The sequence below is a fragment of the Faucicola sp. SE7633 genome (assembly GCF_059264685.1).
The window spans coordinates 108,761-123,644 of sequence record NZ_JCADBW010000001.1 but is presented as its reverse complement, the minus strand read 5'-3'; the positions used below and the strand labels follow the sequence as shown (position 1 = coordinate 123,644).

The 14,884-nt window shown below is 49.7% G+C and carries 18 protein-coding genes; 4 read left to right on the top strand and 14 right to left on the bottom strand.

Annotated elements, in window-relative coordinates; translation table 11 throughout:
* Positions 1-32: 32 nt before the first annotated feature.
* The gene (gene gspE / locus AC5L4R_RS00645) at positions 33-1,568 is read right to left on the bottom strand and encodes a type II secretion system ATPase GspE (RefSeq protein WP_494472431.1); all 1,536 of its coding nucleotides are present in this window, start codon (positions 1,566-1,568) and stop codon (positions 33-35) included.
* A 332-nt stretch (positions 1,569-1,900) separates the two neighbouring features.
* Here gspE and AC5L4R_RS00640 point away from each other — a divergent pair, with 332 nt between their 5' ends.
* The 3 genes from AC5L4R_RS00640 (at position 1,901) to hslO (ending at position 5,358) form a co-directional block, all read left to right on the top strand.
* Positions 1,901-2,734 carry a thiazole synthase gene (locus AC5L4R_RS00640; protein ID WP_494472430.1) on the top strand — a complete coding sequence of 278 codons (834 nt, stop codon included), beginning with the start codon at positions 1,901-1,903 and terminating at the stop codon, positions 2,732-2,734.
* 159 nt (positions 2,735-2,893) lie between these two features.
* The gene (locus AC5L4R_RS00635) at positions 2,894-4,252 is read left to right on the top strand and encodes a WS/DGAT/MGAT family O-acyltransferase (protein WP_494472429.1); all 1,359 of its coding nucleotides are present in this window, start codon (positions 2,894-2,896) and stop codon (positions 4,250-4,252) included.
* Positions 4,253-4,368: 116 nt separating this feature from the next.
* Positions 4,369-5,358 carry an Hsp33 family molecular chaperone HslO gene (hslO, locus tag AC5L4R_RS00630; protein WP_494472428.1) on the top strand — a complete coding sequence of 330 codons (990 nt, stop codon included), beginning with the start codon at positions 4,369-4,371 and terminating at the stop codon, positions 5,356-5,358.
* A 304-nt stretch (positions 5,359-5,662) separates the two neighbouring features.
* Here the strand turns inward: hslO and coaBC are convergent, their stop codons facing one another.
* Complete coding sequence (gene coaBC, locus AC5L4R_RS00625) at positions 5,663-6,934, bottom strand: bifunctional phosphopantothenoylcysteine decarboxylase/phosphopantothenate--cysteine ligase CoaBC (RefSeq protein ID WP_494472427.1); 1,272 nt, start codon at positions 6,932-6,934, stop codon at positions 5,663-5,665.
* Positions 6,935-7,030: 96 nt separating this feature from the next.
* Between coaBC and radC the strand changes: the two genes are divergently transcribed.
* Positions 7,031-7,705: a RadC family protein gene (gene radC / locus AC5L4R_RS00620; RefSeq protein ID WP_494472426.1), complete on the top strand. Its 675-nt coding sequence runs from the start codon at positions 7,031-7,033 to the stop codon at positions 7,703-7,705.
* Positions 7,706-8,097: 392 nt separating this feature from the next.
* Here the strand turns inward: radC and rplQ are convergent, their stop codons facing one another.
* From rplQ to rplF, 12 genes are all read right to left on the bottom strand, one after another.
* The gene (gene rplQ / locus AC5L4R_RS00615; RefSeq protein WP_067058274.1) at positions 8,098-8,457 is read right to left on the bottom strand and encodes a 50S ribosomal protein L17; all 360 of its coding nucleotides are present in this window, start codon (positions 8,455-8,457) and stop codon (positions 8,098-8,100) included.
* 19 nt (positions 8,458-8,476) lie between these two features.
* Entirely contained in the window at positions 8,477-9,484 is a 1,008-nt protein-coding gene (locus AC5L4R_RS00610; protein ID WP_494472425.1) for a DNA-directed RNA polymerase subunit alpha, read from the bottom strand.
* 43 nt (positions 9,485-9,527) lie between these two features.
* On the bottom strand, positions 9,528-10,169 hold the full coding sequence (rpsD, locus tag AC5L4R_RS00605) for a 30S ribosomal protein S4 (protein WP_494472424.1): 642 nt from the start codon (positions 10,167-10,169) through the stop codon (positions 9,528-9,530).
* Positions 10,170-10,304: 135 nt separating this feature from the next.
* Entirely contained in the window at positions 10,305-10,694 is a 390-nt protein-coding gene (rpsK, locus tag AC5L4R_RS00600) for a 30S ribosomal protein S11 (RefSeq protein WP_067058268.1), read from the bottom strand.
* Between the two features lie 60 nt (positions 10,695-10,754).
* The gene (gene rpsM, locus AC5L4R_RS00595; RefSeq protein ID WP_494472423.1) at positions 10,755-11,111 is read right to left on the bottom strand and encodes a 30S ribosomal protein S13; all 357 of its coding nucleotides are present in this window, start codon (positions 11,109-11,111) and stop codon (positions 10,755-10,757) included.
* A 155-nt stretch (positions 11,112-11,266) separates the two neighbouring features.
* On the bottom strand, positions 11,267-11,383 hold the full coding sequence (gene rpmJ / locus AC5L4R_RS00590) for a 50S ribosomal protein L36 (protein ID WP_067237514.1): 117 nt from the start codon (positions 11,381-11,383) through the stop codon (positions 11,267-11,269).
* A 56-nt stretch (positions 11,384-11,439) separates the two neighbouring features.
* Positions 11,440-12,777, bottom strand: a complete 1,338-nt coding sequence (secY, locus tag AC5L4R_RS00585) for a preprotein translocase subunit SecY (RefSeq protein WP_494472422.1) — start codon at positions 12,775-12,777, stop codon at positions 11,440-11,442.
* 5 nt (positions 12,778-12,782) lie between these two features.
* Positions 12,783-13,223 carry a 50S ribosomal protein L15 gene (gene rplO, locus AC5L4R_RS00580; RefSeq protein WP_395147296.1) on the bottom strand — a complete coding sequence of 147 codons (441 nt, stop codon included), beginning with the start codon at positions 13,221-13,223 and terminating at the stop codon, positions 12,783-12,785.
* Positions 13,223-13,417, bottom strand: a complete 195-nt coding sequence (rpmD, locus tag AC5L4R_RS00575) for a 50S ribosomal protein L30 (protein WP_067058313.1) — start codon at positions 13,415-13,417, stop codon at positions 13,223-13,225. The genes rplO and rpmD overlap by 1 nt, the downstream gene beginning before the upstream one ends.
* A gap of 13 nt (positions 13,418-13,430) precedes the next feature.
* A complete protein-coding gene (gene rpsE, locus AC5L4R_RS00570; protein WP_067058259.1) occupies positions 13,431-13,928 on the bottom strand; it encodes a 30S ribosomal protein S5 in 498 nt (165 codons plus the stop codon).
* A 2-nt stretch (positions 13,929-13,930) separates the two neighbouring features.
* A complete protein-coding gene (gene rplR / locus AC5L4R_RS00565) occupies positions 13,931-14,281 on the bottom strand; it encodes a 50S ribosomal protein L18 (protein WP_067058257.1) in 351 nt (116 codons plus the stop codon).
* Between the two features lie 12 nt (positions 14,282-14,293).
* Positions 14,294-14,827, bottom strand: a complete 534-nt coding sequence (gene rplF, locus AC5L4R_RS00560) for a 50S ribosomal protein L6 (RefSeq protein ID WP_290003476.1) — start codon at positions 14,825-14,827, stop codon at positions 14,294-14,296.
* Positions 14,828-14,884: the final 57 nt, after the last annotated feature.

Sequence of the window (14,884 nt, the reverse complement as noted above, 5' to 3'; positions counted from 1 at the left end):
CCTGTTTGCCTTTTTTTTAATTTTAAAACGCTTTAGTCCACCACCAACTCACTGGCATGGGCGACGCGCAGCACTTCTTCTAGCGTCGTTCTGCCTGCCAGCACTTTGCGCAAACCATCAGCGCGAATAGATGGTGACAGCGTGCGCGCGTAACGCTCAAGCTCAAACTCCGCCTTGCCTGCATGAATCATCTGGCGCAAGGTGTCATCTATCGCTACCACCTCATAAATCGCCGTGCGCCCCTTGAAGCCTGTGTGGTTGCATTGCTCACAACCGACAGGCTTAGGCAGCCGAATGACCGCGCTGTCATCTAGATTAATTTCTTTAAATAGCTGTCGCTGCATGGGGTCAGCGTCTTGCCAGTCGTGGCAATGGCGGCACAGCGTACGCACCAGCCGCTGGGCTACCACACCAATCAACGACGACGACAGCAAAAACGGCTCAACACCCATGTCTTGCAAGCGTGTGACCGCGCCAATCGCGGTGTTGGTGTGCAAGGTTGATAACACCAAATGTCCTGTCAATGAGGCTTGCACGGCGATTTCGGCGGTCTCCAAGTCGCGTATCTCACCGACCATGACCACATCGGGGTCTTGGCGCAGCATGGCACGCAAGCTGCGCGCAAACGTCATATCAACTTTGTTATTGACTTGTGTTTGTCCAATGCCATCAAGCTGAAATTCAATCGGGTCTTCTGCCGTCAAGATATTGCGTGTGTTGTCATTGAGCTCAGACAGTGCGGCGTATAGCGTGGTGGTTTTGCCCGAACCTGTTGGACCTGTCACCAAAATAATACCATGTGGACGGTGAATCAGCCGCATGAGCGTTTGGTAGTCACTATCAGCCAATCCCAAATACGTCATATTCAGCCTGCCTGCCTGCTTATCCAGCAAGCGCATGACCACACGCTCACCAAAATTTGATGGCAGTGTTGAGACGCGCACATCAACCTCACGCCCTGCCAGCCGTAATGAGATACGCCCATCTTGTGGCACGCGTTTTTCGGCGATATCCAGCTTTGCCATGACCTTGATACGCGATACCAGTAGCGGGGCAAGCTGACGCTTGGGGCTGACGATTTCTTTCATTTGCCCATCAACCCGAAAACGCACCGACAGGCGTTTTTCAAAGGTTTCGATATGGATATCCGAAGCATTGAGCCGAATTGCCTCAGACAACAGCGCGTTGATCAAACGAATAATCGGCGCATCACCCGCTTGATCCATCAAATCTTCGGTTTCAGGCACGCTGTCGGCAAGACTGGACAAATCAGGGTGGTCTTCAAGCCCTGCCGCGATGTGCTGGCTTTCGCCTGTAGTGTTGGCATAGTTGGCTGCTAATGCCTTGTCAAAATCATCAGTTGACGCGATATGTAGGGCTAACGGCAATGCCAACCCTGCTTGACTGGCAAAACGGTTGGCTTCATTGACTGCCTGCATGGGTGTGTCGGCGGTAAGCAGCAAGGTCGGCGGTTGACTTGCGTCCAAACCCTGCGCGCTGATGGGGTATTGCAGCAAAATTTGGTGGCGTTTGGCAAAGCTATACGGCAAGGCAACGGGGTTTAGCATAACAGTTAAGCATGGTTGGGTGATGAGGTGGGAAAAACGATTAAACGCGGCAGTGAGGTGATATTTTTGCTATACTAAGTGTTATTGGCGCGTGCGTCAATTTTTTTGCTAAGTGATAGGCAGCTGGAGGTTGGCAAGTGGTTTTTGGGCACATACAGGGCAAATTGTGTGCGCAAAGCTGCCAGTTGGCCAGCCATCGCCACGGGGTTGGCAAACCCACTTTTTCGCAAGCGACGCTTGTACAAATCACCCCTTGTAAAAATTGCCAAACGCATCATAACAAGCACTGACCCACTTGGTACGAAATTTTTATGTAAAATTAGGATAAACCGATGTCAAACACCGATAACAACACAAATCGTGATACCACAGATTTTAATACCACAAATGACCGCCTAACGATAGGTTCGCGCACCTTTGATTCGCGGCTGCTCGTTGGTACGGGCAAATACAAAGACTTGAACGAAACCGCCGACGCGATCGCCGCTTCGGGGGCAGAGATTGTCACGGTTGCTATTCGCCGCACCAACATCGGGCAAGACAAAAACACGCCCAACTTATTGGAGGTGATTTCACCCGAGCGTTACACGATTTTGCCCAATACCGCAGGCTGTTTTGATGCCGACAGCGCGGTGCGCACCTGCCAGCTGGCGCGTGAATTGCTTGATGGCCATAATTTGGTCAAACTTGAAGTGCTGGGCGATGACAAAAACTTATACCCCAACGTGATTGAGACGGTAAAGGCTGCGCGCACGTTGATTGATGACGGTTTTGAGGTTATGGTTTATACTTCAGATGACCCAATTGTGGCAAAAGAGCTTGAGAGCATGGGCTGCGTGGCGATTATGCCATTGGGTAGTTTGATTGGCTCGGGGCTTGGGCTGCTCAACCGCCACACGCTAAGCTTGATTATTGAGCAAACCCAAGTGCCTGTTTTGGTGGATGCAGGTGTGGGCACGGCATCGGATGCGGCGATTGCGATGGAGCTTGGCTGCGATGGTGTGCTGATGAACACCGCAATTGCCCATGCGCGTGAGCCTGTGCGGATGGCCAAGGCGATGCGCCATGCGGTGCTTGCTGGGCGTGAGGCATTTTTGGCAGGGCGGATGCCTGCGCGGGTGATGGCACAAGCCAGTTCACCACAGACCGGGTATTTTTTTCGTTAAGCCCAAATAGACAAATAAACCCAAATAACCTCAGATGCTTATGCTAGAGCGCGTGGGCAAAAATTTAGCCAAAATAATATCCAAATTTGCGCGTCGTTGTGATTATGCACCAAACGGCGCGGATTTTTTAACCATTTTACTGTATCACAAGTGAGAAACATGCGCGTATTGTCGGCGGTCGATCAGCTTTTTTTGCGCCTAGAGACGCGCAACCAACCCATGCATATCGGCGGGTTGTTTTTGTTTCGCTTGCCCGATGATGCCGACGCGGATTTTGTCGGGCGGCTTGCCGAGCAGATGCGCACCAGCACGATTGCGCCAAGCTTTCCATTTAATCAAGTGTTGCACCGTGAGCTGTTTTGGCAAACCGATGACTGCTTTGATGTTGAGCAGCATTTTCGCCATATTGCGCTGCCCAAGCCTGCCCAAATGGCAGATTTGCTGACCTATGTGTCACAAGAGCACAGCAAGTTGCTCAATCGCCATAGCCCGATGTGGGAATGCCATTTGATTGAAGGCATTGCGGCCGATGGCGAGACAGGCAAACGGTTTGCGCTGTATTTTAAGATCCATCACGCGCTGATTGATGGCATTGCAGGGCTGCGACTGGTGCAAAAATCGCTGTCACCAACGGCCGATGAGCGCGTCAGCCTGCCTGCGTGGTCATTGATGACGCGCAAACGTCACTTGATTGATTCGGTATTGCCCATTGACCAATCGCTGTGGCAGGTTGCCAAGCAACAAACGCGCGCCTTGCCTGCCGTTGGGCAAGCTTTGTTGCGCAATGTGGTTGAACGCTTTGACGATGACTATGTGCGCGTCACGCAAGCGCCCGATAGTATTTTCAACCAAAAGGTATCAAGTGCGCGGCGGCTGTCGGCGGTGTCGTTTGAGTTGGCGCGGTTTCGGCAGGTGGCCGAGGCGTTTGGGGTCAGTCTCAACGATGTGGTGTTGGCGGTGTGTAGCGGTGCGTTGCGGCGGTATTTATTGGCGCAACACGCCCTGCCGCGTAAGCCGCTGATTGCGTTTGTGCCGTATTCGCTGCGTACCGACAACAGTGCGTCGGGCAATCAGCTGACATTTATTTTAGCCAATTTGGCCACTCACCTTGCCGACCCTGCCGAGCGTTTGCAAGCGATTCATGCCAGCACACGCAACAGCAAACGCCGCTTTGCCCGTCTGTCGCAATCGTCCTCCATCATTTACAGTGCATTGGCGTATAGCCGCGCAGGGCTGCAGATTTTGACGGGGTTATTTCCCGAATATCGCGGCTTTAATTTAATCATCTCCAATGTGCCAGGCTCAAAAACGCCACTGTACTGGCATGGCGCACAGCTTGAAGCCTTATACCCTGCTTCGGTGGTGTTTAATGACCAAGCGCTTAACATCACGCTGTGCACGTATGTCAATCATATGGATTTTTGCATTGCCGCGTGTAGCAAAGCCGTGCCGCATAGCGAGCGTTTGTTGGATTATTTGGCACAAGAGCTAGCCGCCCTTGATGCGCTGGTTGGTTAAAAAAATCTTAACGTTTACCGCGAGCTTTTGAAATATCTGCATTCGTCCCCATCATGATGTCATGCTGCCATGCCATGAGGTTGGTATGGCTTAACCGACACTTGATGGAAAAAACTATGTCAAATCACCACAATCACACCACCACAACCGATTACCGCCAACGCTTTTTTATCCAAGACAGCCCCGTACGCGGTGACATTGTTCACCTTGCTGACAGCTATCGCCAAATCAGCGCCCAACGCCCCTACCCACTTGCCCTACAAAAACTATTGGGCGAAATGCTGGTTGCGGCAAGCCTGCTCATTGGTACGCTCAAAATCAACGGACGGCTATCCATTCAGCTTCAGCACCCCAGTGAGGCCACCGACGAGCAAGCACGCTTGGCTTGGGCGATGGCAGAATGTGACCACCAAGGGCATGTGCGCGCCTTGGCAGACTGGTCGGGCGATTGGTCGGCCCTCACGACCGCCGATGACGCACTGGCAACGTTGGGCAAAGCAGGTGAAGGCGTGCTGTTTATCAACGTGCAGCCCGATAGCATGTTTGGTGTGCAGTCTGAAGGCTATCAAGGCATTGTTGAGCGTGTGTCCAACAACCTTGCCGAATGTTTAACGCATTATCAACAACAATCTGTCCAAATCCCAACGGTGATAAAGCTGGCTGCCGACGGGCAACAGGCAGGCGGTATTTTGCTGCAGTTATTGCCACGCGGTAATGCCGACATCAACACCCAAAACGCTGATGACGACAGCATCGACACCCTAACCGCCGCCGAGATGCTAGAAGGCATGACCGATGCAGATTTGTTTCCGCGTTTAAGCATCTTGACCGATACCCTAAAGCCAGAAGAATTGACCGAGTTGCCTGCAAAAGCTATTTTGCTGCGCTTGTATCATGAAGAGCCTGTCGCCACGGTCGATGCTGTGCCTTTGGCATTTGCTTGTACGTGTTCGCGCGAAAAGAGCGCGTCGGCGATTTTCCAACTGGGTAAAGCTGAAGCCATGGCGATTGCCGATGAACAGGGCGGTGAGATGGCGCTGGATTGCGGATTTTGTGGGCAGGTGTATCGCTTTAACAAAGCCGATATTGAAATGATTTTTGCTTAAATCTGCGTCAAAAAATAAAACTGGCAAGGGGGTTTGCCAGTTTTTTTATTAAAGCGGACTGATTGCGGTTTTGTCGGTCAAGCGCATTTGTCAGGATAACGGGGCACACAGGATTAACCTGCTTGCCTGCCAGACCAAGAATATAGGCGCAGGCAAGGCATAAAGAATACGATAATGCCAAAGGCTACGGCGTAGGTGACGCGGCGTTAGAGTTTGATGCCAAAACCAAATCCATCGGTTGTTACATGTACTAACGCTATAGGGCTTAAAGCTTAAGCGTAGTTTCTAAGCTTTGTGCAAAGGTTTACTTCAGATACTGACCAATCAACCCCACCAGCTGCCCCGCGATGGCAGCTTTACTGGCTTTAGGCAGCGTCACCGCATCGTCTTGATCACGAAAAAACACCGTCATCGCATTATCATCGCTACCAAAACCGATATCGCGGCGCGACACATCGTTGCAAGCAATCATATCGAGGTTTTTGGCAGCCAATTTGCCACGCGCATAACGCTCAACGTCCTGTGTTTCTGCTGCAAAACCCACGCTAAACACCTTGGGAAATTCGGCAGAAATCGTTGCCAAAATATCGGGGTTTTTGACCAAATCCAAAGTCAGCTCATCTTGGGTCTTCTTGATTTTTTGCGGTGCGGCTTGGCGCGTGCGATAATCCGCTACCGCGGCAGTGGCAATAAAAATATCGGCTGGTGGTTGCCCAAGTGTTTTTTCTTCGTGGTGGTGCGCCTCATCATTCGTGGTTATCTGCCAGCCGCTATCACCTTTGACATAATACCGCGCCGCGGCCAACATCTGCTCAGCCGATAGCACATTCACGCGCGTCACACCAAGCGGTGTGGGTAACTGCACCTTGCCACCTGCAATCAGCGTCACACGCGCGCCTGCTTCGTGACAGGCCTTGGCTAAGGCAAATCCCATCTTGCCCGTAGAGTGGTTGGACAAATAGCGTACGGGGTCAATCGCCTCGATGGTTGGGCCTGCTGTGATAACAACCTGCTTGCCTGCCAACACCTGCCGCACCGTCTGCCGCGCCAGTGTATGCTCCACATACGCCAGCAGGGTTTCAGGCTCAGGTAGCCGCCCCAACCCAACATCGCCGCACGCTTGCTCACCACTATCAGGCATGACCAGTTGATAGCCCAAATCCGCCAAAGTTTGCACATTTAGCTGCACCGCAGGGTGCTGCCACATTTGCTGATTCATCGCAGGCGCGACCAACACAGGCGCAGCTGTGGCTAAGCACACCGTTGTCAATAAATCATCTGCCATGCCCATTGCCAGCCGCGCCAGGGTATTGGCAGAGGCAGGCGCAATCAGCACCAGATCCGCCCATTTTGCCAACTCAATATGCCCCATGCCGCGCTCGGCTGCCGCGTCAAGCAATTGTGTATGCACCGCATTGCCCGTCAAGGCTTGCAAGGTCAAAGGCGTGATAAACGCCTGCGCCCCTTGGGTCATGATGACACGCACCTCAAAGCCTGCTTTGACCAATAGCCGTGCCAACGCTGCCGATTTATATGCCGCAATACCGCCTGTTATGGCAAGAATAATGTGTTTCATGATAAATATTGCCCAAAAAAATTGGTTTATGGTAGCAAGTTTTACCAGATTTGCGTAATATTTTGCTAAAATTTTGGCTAAAACCACAGGCAAGCTATGGCTATCAAAGACTGGCACATCGATGAACGCCCACGCGAAAAACTGTTACAAAAAGGCGCTGACAGCCTCTCAGACAGTGAAATTTTGGCGATTTTTTTGCGCACAGGTACTAAAGACAAATCCGCGATTGAGCTTGCCCGTGATTTAATCACACAATTTGGCAGCCTTGCCGACTTGCTCGCCGCGCCTGCCGAAGCTGTGATGAATTGCAACGGCATCGGCATGGCAAAATACGCGCAAATTCTTGCCAGTCTTGAAATGGGCAAACGCTATCTTGCCGCGCAAGTCAAACAAGCACCGAATCTTAACAGCAGCCAACTGGTCAAAGATTACCTCACCACCCAGCTGCGCCCACGCCGCCGCGAAGAGTTTGCCGTATTGTTTTTAAGCAATGAACTTACGCTGATTCAGTTTGAAACGCTGTTCACAGGCGGTCTGTCATCGTGCTCAGTGTGCGTACGTGAGGTGTTACGTCAAGCGTTGAAATACGGCGCTAGCCAACTGATTATTGCACACAATCACCCTGCCACCAGTGCCCAACCATCTCAAGCTGATATCGACCTAACCCACACGCTGGCAGATGCCTGTCAGCTGGTTGATATGCAGCTTATCGACCACATCATCGTTGGGCAGGATATGACTATTTCACTGCGCGAGCTGGGCAAGTTTTAAGCGGTGACAGGCTTGCAAGCCTGCCTACAGGCAAAATATATCCAGCGTGCGGCGGTGCACGCGATTTCAACATTCGCGCCATGCCAAATTATTTACGCCAAATGTTGAACGTGCAAGGTATAAGGCAAACATGTCACGATACGCACGGTTGATTGCGTCAAAATCGCGTCTGTCTTTTAGCATTTTTAGCATGTAGCATTTTTAGTATGGCTGTACACTTGACGAGTCCATGGGCTGATAGCCATAGCGCTGCAGCGTGGCGAAGATAAAATAGCCAAACGACCCGTGTCGCCTTACCTTGTTGAGCCTTGTCTCAATTTTAAACCATCACCCCGTAAAACAAAACCCCCGTCGGTACGACCGACAGGGGCTGATAGAGACCGCTTAGCGAATTAGTCACGATCAACCAATTCTACATAAGCCATCGGCGCTGCGTCACCGTCACGGTAGCCGCATTTGATAATGCGTAGGTAGCCACCTGGACGGGTTTTGTAGCGTGGGCCTAACGTGCTAAATAGCTTACCCACCGCGGCTTTATTGCGCAAACGGTTAAATGCTAAACGACGATTCGCCACTGAATCTTCTTTAGCAAGGGTGATCAAGGGCTCAGCTACACGGCGCAATTCTTTCGCCTTGGGTAGCGTGGTCTTAATCAACTCATGTTCAATCAATGAGTTGGTCATATTTTGAAACATAGCCTTACGATGGCTGCTGGTGCGTCCCAGCTTCACTCCACTGTTGCGATGGCGCATGGCAAAATTCCTTTAACGATTAACGGCTACGATAAGAAAAACGGTCATCAACACGCAAATCAGCAGGCGGCCAGTTGTCTAGGCGCATCCCCAATTCCAAATCTTTTGACGCCAAGACGTCTTTGATTTCGGTCAATGATTTCTTACCCAAGTTTGGTGTTTTCAACAGCTCAGTCTCTGTGCGTTGCACCAAATCACCGATATAGTAAATATTCTCTGCTTTTAAGCAGTTGGCTGAGCGAACCGTAAGCTCTAAGTCATCGACGGGGCGCAATAGCACAGGATCGACTTCTTCTTTTTCCTTAATAGGCTCTGGCGCTTCTTCGGCTTCTAAATCAACGAATACCGCGATTTGCTGCTGCAAAATCGTCGCTGCTTTGCGAATAGCTTCTTCTGGGTCAATCGTGCCATTGGTTTCAAGCTCAATAATCAAGCGATCAAGGTCAGTACGCTGCTCAACACGCGCATTTTCTACTTGATAGGCAACGCGCACGATTGGGCTGTAGCTGGCATCAAGTTTTAGCCGACCAATAGCTTTATTTTCACCCGATTCTTTACGCGCATTGGCAGGTTCATAACCGCGACCTACCGCCACGCGCAAACGCATTTTTAAGTTGCCGCGTTCGCTGAGTGTGCCCAAAACCAAATCAGGGTTCACAATATCAACGTTGTGTGGCAAGCTAATATCAGAAGCCAATACCGCCCCTGGGCCTTGCTTTTCTAGGGTCAAAACTGCTTCTGTCTGGTCATGTAGTACAATTGCCAAGCCTTTTAGGTTAAGCAATAAGTCCAACACATCCTCTTGCAAGCCTTCAAGCGTTGAGTACTCGTGATCGACGCCGTCAATTTCTGCTTCAATCACCGCCGCACCAGGCAGCGATGATAGCAAAATACGGCGCAGTGCGTTACCCAGTGTATGACCAAAGCCGCGCTCTAACGGTTCGAGCGTGACTTTGGCGTGGGTTTCGCTGACCGTATCCACATGGATGGCGCTGGGTGTGAGAAACTCTGTCGCATTTAACATCATGTGTCACCTCGATAGATAGATATAAAACCTAATAGGAAAAAGATTATTTAGAGTACAGCTCAACAATCAAGTTTTCGTTGATTTCTGCAGGCAAATCTGAACGGTCAGGCGCTTGTTTAAATGTGCCTTGTAGCTTGCTGTGATCAACGTCTAACCAAGCAGGCAGACCGCGTTGGGCTGCCAGCTCAATCGCGTTTTTGATACGCAATTGTTCTTTGGCATTTTCGTGCACCGCGATTTCATCACCATCTTGTAATTGAATAGATGGAATGTTCACGCGCACAAATTCATCACGGCCAGCTTTTTTGACCATGATGGCACGGTGGCTCACCAACTGACGCGCCTCGGCACGTGTCGCACCAAAACCCATGCGATAGACCACGTTGTCCAAACGACGCTCAAGCATTTGCAAAAGGTTTTCACCGGTTGCCCCACGCATGCGAGCGGCTTCTTTGTAGTAGTTTGAGAACTGACGCTCAAGCACACCGTACATACGTTTTACTTTTTGTTTTTCACGCAGCTGAGCTGAGTATTCAGACGTTTTGCTACGTGGGTTACCATGCTGACCAGGGGCACGGTCGGCTTTTTTGGTTTTTTCATCGTACGCTTTTACGCCCGATTTTAAATGTAAATCGGTGCCTTCGCGACGTGATAATTTAAGTTTTGGGCCTAAATAACGAGCCATGTAAGTCTCCTAGACGATATTCATGCAGGCATTTTGAGTAAATTCAACCCAATCACTGCATTTAACGTTCTGACATAGTCTTTTATTGGTGGCTAAAGCATATGCTGTCTTCATCAGCCACCAAGCCGTATGCCATTAAACGCGGCGTTTTTTCGGCGGACGGGTGCCATTGTGAGGGATTGGGGTCACATCGCTAATGCTGTTGATTTTATAACCCAATGCGCCTAACGCTCTTACCGCAGACTCACGGCCAGGTCCTGGTCCTTTCACCAAAACATCGACATTTTTCAACCCATACTCTTGGGCAGCTTTACCTGCTACCTCAGCAGCAACCTGTGCGGCAAATGGTGTTGATTTACGTGAACCACGGAAGCCTTGTCCACCTGCGGTGGCCCAAGCCAATGCATTACCTTGACGGTCGGTAATCGTCACAATGGTGTTATTAAAAGACGCATGAATGTGAGCCACACCCTCAGATACCGAGCGGCGCGTCACTTTTTTACGACTGCGAGTGTCTTTTGCCATCTTTTAGCTTCCTAAAATACTAAACTATGTGTGCCTAAAGCCATAAAGCCAGCTTTACGCTTATTTACGAATCGCTTTACGTGGACCTTTACGGGTACGGGCGTTGGTTTTGGTGCGCTGACCATGCACGGGCAAGCCGCGACGATGACGCATACCACGGTAGCAACCCAAGTCCGTTAAGCGTTTGATGTTCATTGAGATCTCACGACGCAAGTCACCTTCAGTCGTGTACTCTGCTACTTGAGCACGGACAGCGTCTAGCTGTGCGTCATCCAAATCACCCATTTTGGTGGTAGGCGCAATATTTACCGCGTCAAGAATTTTAGCGGCAGTGGTACGTCCAATCCCAAAGATGTAGGTCAATGAAATGACAGCGTGCTTATTGTCTGGAACGTTTACACCAGCAATACGAGCCATTCAATTTCTCCAGTTTATTCATAGACAGCAGGTGTGCCCTGCTATCGGTTCGATTGCATTATTTTGGTTGATTGTGGCTAAATTTTAGCCAAAACTGCCCAAAATAACAGCAAGTCGCGGATAATACACTATCCGCGACCAAAAAGCAAGACTTATTAGCCTTGACGTTGCTTGTGACGTGGCTCTGCACTACAAATCACGTGAACCACACCTTTGCGGCGGACAATTTTGCAGTTGCCGCAAATCTTTTTAACTGAGGCTTGAACTTTCATTTAAAGCTCCCTAGAAGTAACTAAACTAACCAAAATAAATTGACGAAAAACCTATCCTATCGCGTTGGAGCGGTTGTCGGCGCAAGTAACGAATAGTCTTGATATTGGTGGCTCATTAGGTGGGCTTTAATTTGTGCAATAAAGTCCATAATGACCACGACCGTAATCAACAGCGACGTACCACCCAAATGGAACGGAATCCCAAATGACGACTGTAACACCATTGGCATCAAGCAAATCACCGTCATATACACCGCACCAATAAACGTTAAGCGATTTAACACATGATCAAGATAACGCTGGGTTTGCTGACCAGGGCGGATGCCTGGAATGTATGCACCGCTACGCTTGAGGTTTTCTGCCACTTCTTTTGGGCTAAATACCAACGCGGTATAAAAATAACAAAAGAAGATAATCAGCAAAGCGAATATCAGCAAATACAGTGGCGTACCCGGTGATAGCAATAACGCAAAGTTTTGCATCATGCGCTGAAACAGGTTCGGATTCTCCGAATGCCCTACCCACTGACCCAAACTTGCTGGAAATAACAGCAACGAGCTGGCAAAAATCGCTGGAATTACCCCTGCCATGTTAATTTTAAGTGGCAAGTGTGATTGTTGGGTGGCATATATCTTGCGATCCGAGGTTTGTTTTTGCGCGTAATTGACGGGAATGCGTCGCTGAGCGCGCTCAATAAACACAATACCTGCCACCACCGCCAAACCTAACGCGGCAAAGATAAACAGCGCAATTAGGCTCATAGTGCCTTGCTGCACCGCTGTCATGGTTTGTGTCGCTACGCTTGGAAACGTTGCCACGATGCCCGCCAAAATCAGCATCGAAATACCATTACCGATACCGCGTTCAGTGATTTGTTCACCAAGCCACATCAAAAACATCGATCCTGCAACCAGTGAAGTCACTGCAGGGATATAAAAAGTTAATCCCGATGATAGCGTTAAACCTTGACTAATCAATCCTGTACACAGCCCAATCGACTGTATCAGTGCCAATGCTAACGTTAATTGCCGAGTGTATTTATTGATTTGGCGTTGACCCGCTTGCCCCTCTTTTTTTAGCGCGTCAAGCGATGGAATTACGGCCGTCGCCATTTGCACAATAATAGATGCCGATATGTAGGGCATAATACCCAATGCCATGACAGACATACGCTCAAGTGCACCACCCGAGAACATATTAAACATGCCTAAGATGGTATTTTCATTGGTATGAAAAAACTCTGCCAAACGCTCAGGGTTCATGCCTGGAATCGGCACATGCGAGCTAAAGCGGTACACCAATAGCGCACCAAACAAGAACAGCAAGCGATTAAACAGCTCATCGTACTTTCGGATAAAGCCCAACGGGCTAAGCGTCGCCGACTGTCTTGCCATGTGGATTACTCCTCAACGCGTCCACCAGCTGCTTCGATTGCAGCTTTCGCGCCTTTGGTTACTTTCACACCTTGGAATGTCAAAGCGCGTGGTACTTCACCAGATAAAATTACACGCGCGCGTTGCATGTCATGACGAATAATGTTGGCTTGTTTTAATGTATCCAAGCTTACTATATCGCCTTCGATTTTATTCAAATCTGACAAGCGCACTTCTGCAGTTACCATCGCCAATTTACTGGTAAAGCCAAATTTTGGCAAACGGCGGTACAAAGGCATTTGACCGCCTTCAAAACCTGAGCGGATACCAGAACCTGAGCGTGAGGTTTGTCCTTTGACACCACGTCCGCCTGTTTTGCCCAAGCCTGAACCGATACCACGGCCGCGGCGATGTTTGGCTTTTTTGGCACCTGGTGCAGGTGCAAGTTCATTTAAACGCAGTCCCATTACACTTCCTCCACTTTAACCATGTAGTTAATGCGGTTTACCATGCCACGTGTTGAAGGCGTATCTTCAACTTCAACAGTATGACCGATGCGACGTAATCCTAAACCAGTTAAGCATGCTTTGTGGCTTTTCAAGCGGTGTGAACCAGACTTGATTTGCGTCACTTTCATGCGCTTTTTATTATCAGTTGCCATGTTCATTCACCTCTTAGCCCAAAATTTCTTCAACGGTTTTACCGCGTTTGGCTGCAACTTGCTCTGGCGATGACATTTGTTTTAGACCATTAAATGTCGCACGTACTACGTTTGCGGCATTGGTAGATCCATAAGTTTTCGCCAAAACGTTTTGTACGCCAGCCACTTCAAGTACAGCACGCATCGCACCACCAGCAATAACTCCAGTACCTTCTGAGGCAGGTTGCATGTAGATGCGGCTTGCACCGTGACGTGCATGGATTGGGTGCTGCAAGGTGTTACCATCTAGATCTACGGTAATCATGTTGCGTTTGGCAGCTTCTAGTGCTTTTGAGATAGCGGCAGGTACTTCACGTGCCTTACCACGACCAAAGCCTACGCGACCATTGCCGTCACCTACCACCGTCAAAGCCGTGAATGAAAAAATACGACCGCCTTTAACCACTTTTGCTACGCGATCGACCGCTACCAAGCGTTCAACCAATCCGTCTGTTTGTTCGACTTTTGCCATGATTAGAACTCCAATCCATTTTCACGCGCCGCTTCAGCCAGCGCTTTTACGCGACCATGATATTTAAAGCCGCTGCGGTCAAATGCAACCTTAGTGATACCCGCTGCTTTGGCACGTTCAGCAATCAATTTACCCACGGCTGTAGCCGCTTCAATGTTGCTGGTTTGACCTGAGCGAAGGCTAGCGTCCAAGGTTGAGGCTTGTGCTAGAACTTCCCCGCCTGTTGGCGAGATCACTTGTGCATAGATGTGACGACCAGTGCGGTTTACCGATAAACGGTTTGCACCCAACACACGGATGTGAGCACGGGTTTTTTTGGCACGGCGCAAACGAGCAGATTTTTTATCCAACATATCCCATTCACCTTACTTTTTCTTAGCTTCTTTACGTGCCACATATTCATCGCTATAGCGTACACCTTTACCTTTGTAAGGCTCTGGTGGACGATATCCGCGAATATTGGCTGCCGCTTGACCCAATTTTTGCTTATCGCTTGAGCGCAAAACGATTTCTGTTGCACTTGGGGTTTCTGCGGTCACGCCTTCTGGCAAGACGTATTCGATGGGATGTGAATAGCCAAGGTTTAAATTGACTTTATTGCCAGCAACAGCGGCTTTGTAACCAACACCGATAAGCTGCAAACGACGCTCAAAACCTTCACTCACACCTTTAACCATGTTGTTGATTAGCGCACGCACAGTACCTGTGTGCATCCACGCTTCTTTGGTATCGACAACAGGTGAGACGATAAGGCTGTTTTCTTCCTGTTTTAGCTCGACCAAATCATGCAGGTGTAAAGACAACGTGCCTTTGCTGCCTTTCACTTCGACCTGCTGACCGTTCAATGTAACGCTGGTGCCATTTGGCAAGGTTACAGGGGCTTTAGCCACACGAGACATAACGGTAATTCCTGCTCTAAAAATGACCCGATTCAATGAATCAGCTCTAACCAAAAA

What these genes read in the sequence shown, in the direction of transcription:
- rpsE (WP_067058259.1), bottom strand. Translation starts at nt 13,928, where the DNA reads ATGGCAAAAGTCGAACAAACAGACGGATTGGTTGAACGCTTGGTAGCG.
- AC5L4R_RS00640 (WP_494472430.1), top strand. Translation starts at nt 1,901, where the DNA reads ATGTCAAACACCGATAACAACACAAATCGTGATACCACAGATTTTAAT.
- rplO (WP_395147296.1), bottom strand. Translation starts at nt 13,223, where the DNA reads ATGGGACTGCGTTTAAATGAACTTGCACCTGCACCAGGTGCCAAAAAA.
- coaBC (WP_494472427.1), bottom strand. Translation starts at nt 6,934, where the DNA reads ATGAAACACATTATTCTTGCCATAACAGGCGGTATTGCGGCATATAAA.
- AC5L4R_RS00610 (WP_494472425.1), bottom strand. Translation starts at nt 9,484, where the DNA reads ATGATGTTAAATGCGACAGAGTTTCTCACACCCAGCGCCATCCATGTG.
- rpsM (WP_494472423.1), bottom strand. Translation starts at nt 11,111, where the DNA reads ATGGCTCGTATTGCTGGTGTAAACGTTCCAGACAATAAGCACGCTGTC.
- gspE (WP_494472431.1), bottom strand. Translation starts at nt 1,568, where the DNA reads ATGCTAAACCCCGTTGCCTTGCCGTATAGCTTTGCCAAACGCCACCAA.
- rplR (WP_067058257.1), bottom strand. Translation starts at nt 14,281, where the DNA reads ATGTTGGATAAAAAATCTGCTCGTTTGCGCCGTGCCAAAAAAACCCGT.
- rplQ (WP_067058274.1), bottom strand. Translation starts at nt 8,457, where the DNA reads ATGCGCCATCGCAACAGTGGAGTGAAGCTGGGACGCACCAGCAGCCAT.
- rplF (WP_290003476.1), bottom strand. Translation starts at nt 14,827, where the DNA reads ATGTCTCGTGTGGCTAAAGCCCCTGTAACCTTGCCAAATGGCACCAGC.
- rpmD (WP_067058313.1), bottom strand. Translation starts at nt 13,417, where the DNA reads ATGGCAACTGATAATAAAAAGCGCATGAAAGTGACGCAAATCAAGTCT.
- AC5L4R_RS00635 (WP_494472429.1), top strand. Translation starts at nt 2,894, where the DNA reads ATGCGCGTATTGTCGGCGGTCGATCAGCTTTTTTTGCGCCTAGAGACG.
- rpsK (WP_067058268.1), bottom strand. Translation starts at nt 10,694, where the DNA reads ATGGCAAAAGACACTCGCAGTCGTAAAAAAGTGACGCGCCGCTCGGTA.
- hslO (WP_494472428.1), top strand. Translation starts at nt 4,369, where the DNA reads ATGTCAAATCACCACAATCACACCACCACAACCGATTACCGCCAACGC.
- rpsD (WP_494472424.1), bottom strand. Translation starts at nt 10,169, where the DNA reads ATGGCTCGTTATTTAGGCCCAAAACTTAAATTATCACGTCGCGAAGGC.
- secY (WP_494472422.1), bottom strand. Translation starts at nt 12,777, where the DNA reads ATGGCAAGACAGTCGGCGACGCTTAGCCCGTTGGGCTTTATCCGAAAG.
- radC (WP_494472426.1), top strand. Translation starts at nt 7,031, where the DNA reads ATGGCTATCAAAGACTGGCACATCGATGAACGCCCACGCGAAAAACTG.
- rpmJ (WP_067237514.1), bottom strand. Translation starts at nt 11,383, where the DNA reads ATGAAAGTTCAAGCCTCAGTTAAAAAGATTTGCGGCAACTGCAAAATT.